12 protein-coding genes are annotated in these 13,375 nt (G+C 38.3%); 2 read left to right on the top strand and 10 right to left on the bottom strand.

Annotated elements, in window-relative coordinates; genetic code table 11:
- Entirely contained in the window at nucleotides 1-801 is an 801-nt protein-coding gene (locus FEDK69T_RS10000; RefSeq protein WP_035629560.1) for a rhomboid family intramembrane serine protease, read from the bottom strand.
- A 214-nt stretch (nucleotides 802-1,015) separates the two neighbouring features.
- On the opposite strand from FEDK69T_RS10000, the gene FEDK69T_RS09995 reads away from it, so the two are divergent.
- Nucleotides 1,016-2,293, top strand: coding sequence for a replication-associated recombination protein A (locus FEDK69T_RS09995; RefSeq protein ID WP_023574048.1), 1,278 nt, complete (start codon nucleotides 1,016-1,018; stop codon nucleotides 2,291-2,293).
- 10 nt (nucleotides 2,294-2,303) lie between these two features.
- On the opposite strand, the gene FEDK69T_RS09990 is transcribed toward FEDK69T_RS09995, so the two are convergent.
- From FEDK69T_RS09990 to FEDK69T_RS09955, 8 genes are all read right to left on the bottom strand, one after another.
- Nucleotides 2,304-3,002: a hypothetical protein gene (locus FEDK69T_RS09990; protein ID WP_023574047.1), complete on the bottom strand. Its 699-nt coding sequence runs from the start codon at nucleotides 3,000-3,002 to the stop codon at nucleotides 2,304-2,306.
- Nucleotides 3,003-3,004: 2 nt separating this feature from the next.
- Nucleotides 3,005-3,694, bottom strand: a complete 690-nt coding sequence (locus tag FEDK69T_RS09985) for a YjjG family noncanonical pyrimidine nucleotidase (protein ID WP_023574046.1) — start codon at nucleotides 3,692-3,694, stop codon at nucleotides 3,005-3,007.
- An 82-nt stretch (nucleotides 3,695-3,776) separates the two neighbouring features.
- Entirely contained in the window at nucleotides 3,777-4,313 is a 537-nt protein-coding gene (locus FEDK69T_RS09980) for a hypothetical protein (protein WP_240473153.1), read from the bottom strand.
- Nucleotides 4,306-5,520 (bottom strand): ABC transporter permease, encoded by a 1,215-nt coding sequence (locus tag FEDK69T_RS09975; protein ID WP_035629557.1) that lies wholly within the window; start codon nucleotides 5,518-5,520, stop codon nucleotides 4,306-4,308. Before FEDK69T_RS09975 ends, FEDK69T_RS09980 begins: the two co-directional genes overlap by 8 nt.
- Nucleotides 5,517-6,146, bottom strand: coding sequence for an ABC transporter ATP-binding protein (locus tag FEDK69T_RS09970; protein ID WP_035629725.1), 630 nt, complete (start codon nucleotides 6,144-6,146; stop codon nucleotides 5,517-5,519). The genes FEDK69T_RS09975 and FEDK69T_RS09970 overlap by 4 nt, the downstream gene beginning before the upstream one ends.
- An 87-nt stretch (nucleotides 6,147-6,233) precedes the next feature.
- A complete protein-coding gene (gene radC, locus FEDK69T_RS09965; protein WP_023574041.1) occupies nucleotides 6,234-6,926 on the bottom strand; it encodes a RadC family protein in 693 nt (230 codons plus the stop codon).
- 186 nt (nucleotides 6,927-7,112) lie between these two features.
- Nucleotides 7,113-8,468, bottom strand: coding sequence for a UDP-N-acetylmuramate--L-alanine ligase (locus tag FEDK69T_RS09960; protein WP_023574040.1), 1,356 nt, complete (start codon nucleotides 8,466-8,468; stop codon nucleotides 7,113-7,115).
- A gap of 19 nt (nucleotides 8,469-8,487) precedes the next feature.
- On the bottom strand, nucleotides 8,488-9,171 hold the full coding sequence (locus FEDK69T_RS09955) for a tetratricopeptide repeat protein (RefSeq protein ID WP_035629554.1): 684 nt from the start codon (nucleotides 9,169-9,171) through the stop codon (nucleotides 8,488-8,490).
- An 83-nt stretch (nucleotides 9,172-9,254) separates the two neighbouring features.
- On the opposite strand from FEDK69T_RS09955, the gene FEDK69T_RS09950 reads away from it, so the two are divergent.
- Complete coding sequence (locus tag FEDK69T_RS09950) at nucleotides 9,255-10,445, top strand: carboxypeptidase-like regulatory domain-containing protein (RefSeq protein WP_023574038.1); 1,191 nt, start codon at nucleotides 9,255-9,257, stop codon at nucleotides 10,443-10,445.
- 202 nt (nucleotides 10,446-10,647) lie between these two features.
- Here FEDK69T_RS09950 and FEDK69T_RS09945 read toward each other — a convergent pair whose 3' ends face one another.
- Entirely contained in the window at nucleotides 10,648-12,798 is a 2,151-nt protein-coding gene (locus FEDK69T_RS09945; protein ID WP_023574037.1) for a S46 family peptidase, read from the bottom strand.
- Nucleotides 12,799-13,375: the final 577 nt, after the last annotated feature.

The following is a 13,375-nucleotide window of genomic DNA, read 5'->3' as shown; positions in this document are numbered from 1 at the left end:
TTATTGATGATGTTCTTTATCAGCAACATCATGACCTGAAACTTCATCTTTTGACTCATTCGATTCCTTCCAAAAATAAATCACAGGCAAATTCGATATAAAATAGGAATATTGTTCCTCGACAGGATCTGGTTTTGGTGTAGGCATAAAATTTCCGTTCTCATCAAAATGCTTCATGAAAGGATCAAGGCTTGGGTCAAAATCCGGCCGCTCCCAATCGTACTTTATCGGTTTCTGATAATCCTGAGTTTTAATGAAATATGACAATAAAAATCCCGAGATAAATCCCGCCATATGTCCTTCCCACGAAATATTTTCCTCAGGAGAAGGAAAAAGATACCAAACCATTCCGCCGTACAGAACCACTATCGTTAGCGATAAAGCCACCAATCGATAGTAACCTGACTGAACTCCCTTGAAGAACATAAAGCTGACGAGCACATAAATCAGTCCGCTGGCACCAATATGAATACTCTCCCTCCCTATCAGCCACGTTCCGAATCCCGACATTAAAATCCCCCAAATCAAAACCTGAAGGCTCTGTTCGCGGTAAAAATAACGTAAGGCCATCACCAGCAGGAAAATCGGAATTGAATTATTATACAAATGCTGTAAATCGCCATGCAGAAACGGGCTAAAAACGATTCCCTTCAGTCCCGATAGCGAGCGTGGGTAAATCCCGAAGTCATACAAACTCATCTTGAAACGGATTTCAAACCAAAAAACCACCCATATGGCCAATAAAAACAAAAAGGGCCAAGCAATCACAGATGCGGAAAATTTAAAATCAGATTCTTTCATAAGTGGAATTTGCGGAAAGATTATCAAAAACAAATCCAAAAGCAATTTAATGAAGTTTTGTCATAGTCAATTTGAAGATTAGAAAATGAGATAATTTGAAAATTATTTAAAAACCGGTTTAATATAGCTAAATTTGTTCCATTGCCTAAATGATCGATTAAAATTCATTTTTACATTTTCAAATCTTCAAATTATCGCATTTTCAAATTAAAAAATGGAAGCACCTTTAGCCGAGCGCATTCGTCCGAAGAATTTATCGGAATACATCAGTCAGTCGCATTTAGTGGGTGAACAAGGTTCGCTGACCCATCAGATTGCCCGCGGGATCATTCCGTCCCTGATTTTATGGGGACCTCCGGGAACAGGCAAAACCACATTGGCGCAGATAATGGCAGAGGAAAGCAAACGGCCATTTTACACTTTAAGCGCCATCAATTCGGGCGTTAAAGATATTCGCGATGTGATTGACAAAGCCAAACAGAGCGGCGGATTATTCACTGCCAAAAATCCGATTTTGTTTATTGATGAGATCCACCGCTTCAGCAAATCACAACAGGATTCCTTACTGGCCGCGGTAGAAAAAGGATGGGTTACGTTAATCGGTGCCACTACTGAAAACCCGAGTTTCGAAGTGATTCCCGCTTTATTGTCAAGATGTCAGGTCTATATTCTAAATGCCTTTTCAAAAGAAGATTTGGAAGCCTTATTGCATCGAGCTATGGAAACCGACGTTATCCTAAAAACAAAAGACATTAAGCTCAAAGAAACCGAGGCATTATTACGGCTTTCGGGTGGTGATGGGCGAAAACTTCTCAATATTTTCGAACTGATAGTGAATGCCTCCGATTCGGATTCGATTGAAATCACCAACGAAAAAGTAATGCAGTTAGTGCAGAAAAATACGGTACTGTATGACAAAACCGGTGAGCAGCACTATGATATTGTATCAGCATTTATAAAATCCATACGCGGAAGCGATCCAAACGGAGCGGTTTATTGGTTGGCTCGAATGATTGAAGGTGGAGAAGATGTGAAATTCATTGCCCGAAGAATGCTGATCCTAGCCTCGGAAGATATCGGAAACGCTAATCCAACTGCGTTGATTATGGCCAACAACACTTTCCAAGCGGTAACCACCATTGGCTATCCGGAAAGCAGAATTATCCTGAGTCAGTGTGCCGTCTATCTGGCGACTTCAGCAAAAAGCAATGCGAGTTACATGGCAATTGGGAATGCACAACAAATGGTAAAGCAAACGGGAGATTTACCTGTTCCGCTGCATCTACGCAATGCACCTACCAAACTGATGAAGGAATTGGGCTATGGAGATGAATACAAATATTCACATGATTTTCCCAATAATTTTGCGGAACAGGAATTTTTACCGGAAGCACTTTCCAACACCACTTTTTACGAACCGGGAAATAATGCTCGCGAACGCGAACTGCGTCAGTTTTTAAAAAATCGCTGGAACGAGAAATACGGATATTGAAATACTTCCCTTAAAACTTAATTTCTAACTTCTCAGAAACCAGTTTGTCGTTTTGGTAGTATTCAAAAACCCATTGGTTATTGGAATTAAAAACAACGCCTTGCTGATTTTCTTTCTGTCCGATATAAAAATTACTTTTCGAAGTTTTCAAAAGTTTCATCACCACTTTTGGAGAGGAATCCACCAATTGGAATCCGTTCAGAATAGGCTGTGCAAAAAGTTGCGCACTTACCACTGTCGGTTGAATGACTTCACTCGTTTTTACAGGCATTTTTACAACATCCTGATTTGGCTTACTTTTTAAAATTTCAAGAGATTTTCCCACCGTCCGAAATGCCTGTACATATCCTTTTGCATAATCTTTTTCTCGGCTAACCCCTTCTTCCGAAACATACACTACCTGGTTTCTGCAATCTTTAAGCTCAATCTTAATTTTTGTTGAAAGCAAAGTATTATTCTCAAGCATATCAGCAAAAAGAGCCCTGCAGCGGTTTTCTGCCAATTCCTGTGGAAAAACATCGCCATCATAATAAACCTCATAACCTTGGTTTTCGAAGACCGTTTTAGTTAATGCATTAAGATTATACATGTTGGCTTCTTTTAAGAAACTGAACTTTTTGGGAACTATGATGTATTTATAATCACTTACATCTTGCGAAAAAGCAAACGATGTAAACAATAAGGCAATTAGTAAAGTTATTTTTTTCATTCTTACAATATATTTTTTAATTCTGAAAGATGATAAATCTGAGGAAAATCATGTTGTAGCTCAGTCCGGGCTTCATTAAAAAACAAAGCATCAATACCTATATTTTTAGCGCCTTCCATATCCGCTTCCAAGCTGTCCCCTATCATCAGACTTGTGTGTTTTTTGGCTTTAGCCAACTCCAGAGCATATTCAAAGATTCCTGGGTGAGGTTTTTTCACTCCGGCCATTTCCGAATTGGTCACCGTATCAAAATAATGCTCAATTTTAGCATTTCTCAGTTTTCCATTTTGTACTTCCTGAAATCCGTTAGTTATGATATGCAAATTGTACTTCGGCTTTAAATACTCCAAAACATCGAGGGCACCATCAAACAAATGGTTAAACATAGGAAGGTATTTGATATATTCTTCGGAAATCAAATTAATATCCTCATCATTGATTTCAAAAGCAACCAAATCGAATACTTCTTTAAGGCGCATAAAACGAAGAGTCACATGATCGATTTTATCATCACGGTACAATGCCCAATATTTCATATTTACCGGAACATAATACTCAAGAAAAGCTTCTACATCCACAGCAATACTGTTCTCGGCAAAAACCTTTTTAAATGTCAGTGCCGAATTACGCTCAAAATCCCAAAGCGTATGGTCTAAATCAAAAAAAATGTCGGTCTTATTTGTAAATCGCATAGTTTAATTTCAATTTCATTATTCAGGTTCATTACTATGCAACATTCAATTTCAACAACTGAATACTGCCACTATGACTATCTTATTTCCCCTTGACAATCACCGCGTCTTCGATATGGTAAATCCAATCATCCACATTCGAATCGTTGTAACGAAAAGTCCCTTCAAGGGTTACGTATTGATCCGTTCTCAGTTTTGGATTTCCTCCTCTAAATTTAATTCCCATTATCGTTTCCGGCCCTGATTTTCCACAGAAAAAACAAGAAGCGAAAACATTTTTGCTCAACGCATAACTTTTATTATCAATCGGAACAATAAAACCGCTCATTACGATTCGTTTCTTTTGTGTCTGTTTCAGTTTCGTATTAATTACTGGAAACTGTACTTCTCCGTAAACTTTGTCCTGTTTTTTCAGAAACTTGATTTCACCTAGTAACTTCCACGTTAACGTATCAGGATTTTTCTGCATAAATGCATTATCACTGGAAAAAGAAACAAAACCAGCTTTCTCTAACTTAGCATTATTGGTTTCCGGAGTTTTTCCCTTCGAATCATAAAAAGTTTCCAAAACAAGAAGTGCTGTTACTAAAACGGTTACTAATATATATGGTTTACGCATTTGACAATGTTTTTGAAATATTGAGTCGGTACGCCTTTATTGCAGGAATAATGGCTGCCAAAAGTCCGACAAATATAGTTACTAATAATAAAACCCCCTCCTTATCCCAAACAAACTCCAACGGATTGAATGCAATTTTAAATTCCTCATCCGATGATTTGGAAATAAATAGCAATGCTACCCTACCAAGAATTGTTCCAAAGACAAATCCAATAACGCACAAAACAAGACTTTCAATAATGATAGCCTGCAAAAGCTGAAAACGGGATGCTCCCTGAATACGCAGCAAAGCAAACTCATATTTTCGCTCTTTCAGCGTATTGAACAAGGCAATGAAAATACTTATACCGGAAATAAGCATAATCCCATATGCTAAATATTGTAATGCTTCCAAACCAATCCCGAAAAGTGTAAACAGACGGTTGATTTCAATAGCCGGGGAAGCAGCCTGCATTTTGGTGTTTTGTGCAATCAGTCTCGGCCAAAGGACAATTCCCATCTTATTTCGGAATTTAATCAGAACGGCTGTAATTTCCTTTCCTTCTTCAGAATTGAGCGCTGCTTCGTGATTTGCTTCACCTTCCTCATGGTCGTGTACATCATGCATTGCCCAGACACTTTTGACATTGGAAAGAATCAGATTATCGACCACTTTTCCGGTTTTCGATGCGATCCCCACCACCTTATAAGCAGCTTCCTCGTGTTTTTCGCCTTCTTTGGCATCCCCGTGAGAACCAAAAAAAGTATCACCTACTTTCAATTGCAACTTATCCGCAATTTCACTTCCAATAACCACTTCAAATGTATTTGCGAACATTTTGCCTTTTTCGACCTTTCCGCCAAACTTAGCCAGATAATCGGGTGTCGTTCCTAAAATCTTAAAACCTAAATAATTATCACCATACGCCAAAGGAATCGCTGATTTCACGAACGGGTTCTGCATCCAGGTTTTTGCCTCAGTATAATCTATATTTCCCGTTGGAGCATCCATCTGATATACGGAAGACAAAATTAATTGCAACGGACTACCTTGGGCACCTAACACCAGATCAATATCATCGGCATTACTGGAAAATTGTTCTTCGAATTGTTTTTGAAGTAAGATCAAAACCGTAATAATGGCAACGCTCGACATCAGCAAAATGATGCTCAAAACTGTACTTAATGGTTTAAACCACGTATTTCTCCATGCTAGCTTTCCGATCATGACAATGAAATTTGGTTGGAGAATCGTTCCTTTAATCGTGAATCATGGGTTACGATTACCAAAGCGGTTTTGAATTCTTTCGCTAATTGCTCAAGCAAATCAGCTACTTTGAAGGCATTTTCGTCGTCCAGACTTGAAGTCGGCTCGTCAGCCAATAATAATTTCGGTTCGTTGATTAAAGCCCTGGCAATAGAAACACGTTGCTGCTGCCCGACACTGAGCTGCGATGGCAATTTGTGCAGATGATTACCTAAATCCAAGTGTTCCAAAAGCTGTTTTGCCTTTTCCATTTTTTGCTTTCCTGTAGCCAGCCATGACGCTAAAGCTACGTTTTCCAAAACGGTAAATGCTTCTATAAAATGAGATTGCTGCAAAACTAACCCTATATTTTGTCCACGAAAATGATCCAATTTACGTTCGGAAAAAGAGTTAATCACAGTGTTATCAATGACAATCTCTCCCGATTCGGGACGTAATAAACCTCCCAGAAGATGGAGCAATGTGGTTTTACCAACACCAGAGTTTCCTGTTACAAGCAAAGTTTCCCCTTCATTGCAAACAATATCGGGAAAAGCAAACATCATGGATTTACCGTATGAAAATGTGATTCTTTTTGTACTTATCATTTCGGTTTTTTCGTATTCGGAATCCAAATCCGATTCCAGCGCAATTTATAAAATTGGAAGCGAATAAAATATTAAAGAACCTTAAATCTATAAAATCCCGTCATCGGCAAAACTGAAATAGCTTTTCTCAGTAACAATAACATGATCCAATACTAAAATATCGATGTGCTTGCCGGCTTCTTTTAATTTTCGGGTAATCTGTTTATCGGCTTCGCTGGCTATTAACGTCCCCGAAGGATGATTGTGAACCAAGATGACAGAAGTAGCATTGTGCTCTAAAGCCGTTTTGTAAATTATGCGGGTATCTACAACCGTTCCTGTGATGCCGCCTTTACTGATTTGCGTTTTGTAAATTACTTTATTGGAATTATTCAGAAACAAAACCCAGAATTCTTCGTGTTGCAATTCGCCGATAATGGGTTGCATGATTTCGAAAACTGCTTTACTTGAGGTGATTTTGGATAATTCAAGACTTTCTTCGGATTTCCGTCTGCGACCTAATTCAGCGGCAGCTACAATCGATATCGCTTTTGCTTCGCCAATACCTTTGAAATTCATCAGTTGTTTTACAGATAATTTTCCAAGTACGTTTAGATTATTGTCTACCGAAGCTAAAATGCGCTTGGAAAGCTGAACAGCACTCTCATTACGACTTCCAGAGCCAATCAGAATGGCAATTAATTCCGCATCGGTTAGAACCGCTTTTCCTTTTAGCATAAGTTTTTCTCTTGGTTTATCGTCTTCAGCCCAGTATTTGATGGCGAATGTTGTTTGTTCCATGGCGTATATTTTTTAAGTTATTTCTCACAACACAAAGAAACAACAAATTTTTCTTTCGCCATATTGCCCCAAACAAAAAATCACCGGACGGAAAACGCCCGATGATTGTTCATAATGTGGGTGCCGGACAGGTCTTAGAGGACTATTTGTTTTCCTATAAAACGTTGGGCATTATAAATATTTCAACTAATTGATTAACCCCTTCACATCATCAAAATTCAATCCGCCGTAATTTCCGGAACTCATCAATAACAAAGCTGAATCCTCTAAATCGCGATTGAATAAGAAGTTCTTGAATTCTTCCGGATTGGTATAAATAATCAAATCATTGCGTCTGAAAGCCTGTGCAATCTGATCATATGTAACCTCTTCCAATTGTTTTATTTTCACCGCATCAGGCGAATAGAATACCACTGCTACATCCGCATGGTTCAATGCCCCTTCATACTCTTTTAAGAACTCGGCGTTCAAACTGCTGTAGGTATGTAATTCCAAACAAGCCACTAGGGTTCGGTTCGGATATTGTTCTTTCACCGCTTTTGTTGTTGCAGCTACTTTACTTGGCGAATGTGCAAAATCCTTGTAAGCGACTTTCGTTTTGCTTTCAGCGATTTTTTCCAAACGTTTGGAAGCCCCTTTAAAACTGGCAATTGCCTCGTAGAAATCGGCTTCATCAACGCCCATGTTCTGGCAGATCCATTTGGCTCCTGCTAAATTATTCAGGTTGTGTGCACCAAAAACTTCAATCGGCATTGGCCCTTCAGGAGTTTCTAAAAGCGTCACGCCATTTTCTACCGAATATTCCGGTGTTTGGTACGCAATTTTACGGATTGGGTTCGTCGCAGCTTCCGCTACGCGTTTCACTTCCGGATCGTTTTCATTGTATACCAAAATACCGCCGTTTGTAATTTTTTGGATGAAGATTTCAAACTGTTCCACATAGTTTTCATACGTCGGAAACACGTTAATATGATCCCACGCAATTCCGCTAATCAAAGCGATATTCGGCTGGTACAGATGGAATTTTGGTCGGCGGTCCATCGGAGAAGACAAGTACTCATCCCCTTCCAATACGATAAAATCGTTTTCTTCGGTCAAATGCACCATGGTATCAAATCCTTCCAATTGTGCCCCTACCATATAATCCACATTGATTCCGTGATAATGCATAACATGCAGGATCATTGAAGTAATTGTTGTTTTACCGTGAGAACCTCCGATTACAACTCTCGTTTTATTTTTCGATTGCTCGTATAAAAATTCTGGATATGAATAAATTTTCAGGCCTAATTCCTGCGCCTTCAACAACTCGGGGTTATCGGCTTTGGCGTGCATCCCAAGAATAATTGCTTCAATATCCGAAGTTATTTTTTCAGGAAACCAACCCATTTCTGCAGGCAATAATCCTTTCTTTTCCAATCTTGACTTTGAAGGCTCGAAAATCGCATCATCGCTTCCGGTTACCTGATATCCTTTGCTATGTAACGCTAAGGCTAAATTGTGCATTGCCGCACCGCCTATGGCAATAAAATGTGTACGCATTTGCTTAATTATATGTTATTTACGTGTTGACACCCGCTTTAAGTTTTTTAGCTTTTTCAACATCTTTTAATTTATTCAAATATAAGTCATATAGTTTTTCAAAAGTGATTTTGGAATGACCAATTTCATGTGCCTTTTTCAGATTGATTTCTGCCTTATTGTATCGTTTGAAATAAACGTCAATATACCCTTTAGCCAAATACCCATCCACTTTGGAAAGCTGCATCAATTCACCAGCATACTTCTGCGCCTTAGTTTCGCTGCCCCCAACAATTCCTGGCAATTCAATATAAAAGACCACCAATGCCCATCGGGTATCGATATGCTTTGAGTCCAATCGGGCAGCGGTTTCGAAAGCACTTTCAATCTCGTCAATCATCCCAAATGCTTTAAACTTATTGGATTCCTTGGCTTTCATTCCCAAAGCGCCTCCGAATTTATAATGATAATTGGCATTTTTGGGGAACTGTGTTTTTAATTTTTTGTAGTATCCAACAGATACATCCCATCGTCCCTGATGCGCGGCAATATCACCCAAATATTCTGTAGTTTTGGGGTCTGAGCCTTTTTGTCGTGCATAATTTTCAAAAAGGAGTTTCGCCAAAGTGTACTTCTTCTCTTCGAAAAGCGTTTTGCCTTTATCGAAATCGGATTGAGCACAGACGAGCATCGGAAAAAATAACACAAAAAGAAATTGCCTCATGTTTCAAAAATAGGAAAATGAAATCAAAATTAGTTTATTTTTTATATTTGCAATTCACTCTCTTATTCTGAACAGAATCCATTATGAAGCGACAGTACCAATTCCTATTGCTATTTATTTTGTTTCAATTGAATTTATTGGCCCAAACCAAAATTTCAGGTATTGTAAGAGATAAAGACACCAAAGAACCTTTACATGGCGCTTCTATTTTTGCTCCGCAGACTACAAATGGCGGAGCAACGGATGAAAAAGGGCTGTTCTCGTTTACATTAATAGAAGGACAAACACAGGTTTTAATCAGTTATGTGGGTTATGAAAGCGTGATTGTTCCGGCGAGTTCTTTTACTGCTACAGACAGGGCAAATGTCATTTACCTAAGCCCCACCGTTAACAATCTAAAGGAAGTGGTGATTAAGAAAATCAGCGCCAAGCAAAGAAAAAAGTATATGGAAATTTTCAACCGGGAATTTATTGGGTTGGGAAAGATAGCGGAGAAAACAAAAATCCTGAATCCGGAGGTACTGCAGTTTGACATGAACAAAGAAAATACTCTTTTGATAGTAACGGCGGATGCCCCTATTCTAATGATCAATGAAAAAACTGGTTATTTCATCTCTTATGAATTGGCGTATTTTGAGAGCAGGGCGCTTAAGGAAGAACACAACCAGAAACTCACTACTTTTTTTGGATATCCCTTTTTTAAGGACATCGTTGCCGAAAAAAAGCTGGACACAAAAGAAGTGACCAAAAGCCGTTTAAAATGCTATAAAGGATCTACCATGCACTTCATCCGAAGTCTCTACAATGGCGTCATGGAAAATGAGGGATTTTCTGTAACTAAATTTACAAGGGAACTAAATCCGGACTACCCTTCACAGGACAGTATCATCAAGATGATGGATAATTTCAGACGAACCGGAAAGATTCCACAAATACCGTTAAAACACAAAGTCACATATGATAAAGAATACCAAAAAGTGCATCAGCTGGTATTTGAAAGAGAAGGTAAAAAGTATTTTTATTTTACCGATTTTTTATCTGTAATATTCCGAAGAGCAAAAGAGGAAAACAAATATACCGAATACTATCATCGGGCAGAAAGCGAGTTTCAGACCTCACAGTTAAAATTAATGGAAGACACACCAATTGAAATTTATGCGGACGGAACATATGCTGAAGTGGATCATCTAGGAAGTTTCGGTTATATGGGATGGAAGAAAATGGGAGAAATACTTCCGTTTGATTACCAGCCTGAACAGGAGTTTTCCAATTAAACTTTCCAGACACAAAAGACCTTCCCTCATTAGCCCCGATAGCAGTGACATTCTTTTATGAAGTAACACGGAATAAAAGATAAACGTCCCGATAGCTATCGGGAAGCGGGAACAGGGAAACCAAAAAAGCCCGAACCATCAGCTCCAAAAAAAATCCGGATACATTGCTGCATCCGGATTCTCAATCCTCTGTTAAGGAGTATTATTTTATGATTGTCATTTCATCTACGATGTGTTTAGCACCTGAGAAGTTCTCAATTACCCACAATACGTAACGAATGTCACAGTTGATTGTTCTTTGTAATTTCGTATCGAAGATTACGTCACCTGCCATAGCTTCGATGTTACCGTCGAAAGCAAGACCGATCAACTCACCTTTTCCGTTTAATACCGGAGAACCTGAGTTACCGCCTGTGATATCGTTGTCAGTTAAAAAGTTCACATGCAATGAACCGTCTTTGTCAGCATAACGACCGAAATCTTTGTTTTTGTTCATTTCCAATACTTTTCCAGGCAAGTCAAACTCTTTGTCACCTTTTTTGTATTTTTTAACCTGACCATCTAAAGTTGTATAGTTGTTAACTTTAGCATCATTACGTTTGTCTGCAGGTAAAGAGCGAACTTTTCCGTAAGTTAAACGCAATGTTGAGTTTGCATCCGGATATTTGATAGTTCCGATTTTAGACTCACGTAAACCTTCTACCAATTTACGGAAAGCCGCACCGAAATCGTTTTGTGCTTTTGCAACTTCGTCAGATTTAGTGTTGTAGTGCGTCATCAAATCATTGGACAATTTCATCAATGGATCGTTTGTGATCAAACCTTCGCTCGGTGCATCCAAGAACGCTTTGATTCTGTCTTTAGAAGACAAGATACTCAAATCGAAAGCAGCATTAACGTATTTAGAGAAATCGTTGTTGTTTGCTTTTCCTAATTCAGCCACAGCCGGAGCAATTGCATATCCTGTTGATTTCGTAGCATACAATTTCAATTGTGCAGCCATGATATCTTTTTCAGCAGGTATGTGAGCCTCTTTGAACATTTCGTCAGTCATTTCAAGGATAGCCGGAGCCATTTGAGCGCGCTTAGCAGCATCAGCTTTAGCATAGTTTTCCAACTGTTTTCCTAAACCTCTTGAAATTGTCGCGTAAGCACTTGTTCTGAAAAGCGTCATTAAATAGTTGTCATGACGTGACTTTTCGTTTGTCAACTTGTAATAGTTGTTGATAGTAGCTACTACGTTTCCGTATTTCGCTTTGTTTTCAGGCTTGTTAGCCCATTTGTTGAATTTCGCTTCCTGAGCTGCTTTAGTTTTAGCTGTACCGAATTTTGTTAACGCGTCGATCATTCCCTGACGGTTTTTCCAGTAGTTTGCCACACCTGCATATTTAGAAGCATATACCAAGTTCAAAGCATCACTCTGATCCATGTATTTTTTCATGTTATCCATACCGGTTTTAGAACCTTCTACCCAAGCAGGATAAGCATATTTTACGTTTTGTTCGATTCCTGCAGCAGGCATCCAACGGTTAGTTCTACCAGGATATCCTAAAATCATTGCGAAATCGTTTTCTTTAACACCTCCGATGTTTACCGGCAAATAATGTTTAGGTTTAATCGGCACATTCTTTTGAGAATAGTCTGCAGGATTTCCGTTAGCATCTCCATAAACACGGAACATTGAGAAATCTGCAGTGTGGCGAGGCCACTCCCAGTTGTCAGTATCTCCACCAAATTTACCTAAGCTCTCTGGTGGTGTACCTACTAAACGAACGTCTTTATAATCTTGGTAAACGAAGTAGTAGAACTCGTTTCCTTGAAAGAAAGAACGAACAGAAACAGTATATTTTCCGCCTTCGTTGTTTTCTTTTTCGATTTTAGCGATTTCAGCGTTGATTGCTTTTTCACGCTCAGCTTCTGTCATTTGATCGTTTACAACTGACAAAATTCTCTTTGAACAGTCATCCATACGTACGAAGAAACGAACGTATAAACTTGATGGTTTTAATTCTTCAGCTCTTGAGTTTGCCCAAAAACCATTTTTAAGGTGATTTTTTTCTGCTGTAGACAATTCAGCGATCGCATCGTATCCACAGTGGTGGTTAGTTAATACTAATCCGTCTTTAGAAATGATCTCAGCCGTACACCCTCCGTTAAACTGAACAATAGCGTCTTTTAAACTGTGGTGGTTAATACTGTAGATTTCTTCAGCTGTAAGCTGCAATCCCATTTTTTGCATATCTCGGTGGTTCAAACGCTCGATGAACATCAAAAACCACATTCCTTCGTCGGCTTTTACACTTGCCGGAACAAGCATAATCACTGCGATCAGAGATAAAAGTAATTTTTTCATAGTTAAATTTATTTTTAGTAGCGCGAAGATACTTTTTTTTGGTAATTGGCTGAAAATAATGATTTAGAAATATTTTTCATTAAGAAAATTTTAACAAAAAATCTTCATAACGAAAAATAAAAAGATGCCCTAATGAGCATCTTTTTTAAGTTCCCATCCCAAATCTATTATCAAAATCAGATTTAGAAGTATCAAATTATAAACATAATCAAACTGCAACAAGCCTACATCACATTATTTTTTGTCATTCCCAAAACAAATTAAAAGGAATTTGCCCTTCAAAATAATTTAGTCTCCTTAAAACCTTCTCAAACTTCATCTAAATTACATCTCTAGAAAAAATATGCAAGATATTACTGTAATTTATGGAAAAAAATTACGCTTTGTCGATTTTTTATAACACATTGACAGATTTTTAACTTTTCTTTAAATAAAAATGAAAAAGTGAAAATATTTTTTTATAAGTTTACACATATCACAACACAACCAAAAACAAATTATTATGAAAACCTGTCACTCACCGCCCAACCGGTCATAAGAATTCAGAATAGTTTCACGACAGTAGAAACATACATTT

This window comes from Flavobacterium enshiense DK69, from assembly GCF_000498495.1.
Lineage (GTDB): Bacteria > Bacteroidota > Bacteroidia > Flavobacteriales > Flavobacteriaceae > Flavobacterium > Flavobacterium enshiense.
The sequence above is the reverse complement of the archived record's forward strand: the minus strand, read 5'-3'. Positions and strand labels throughout refer to the sequence as shown.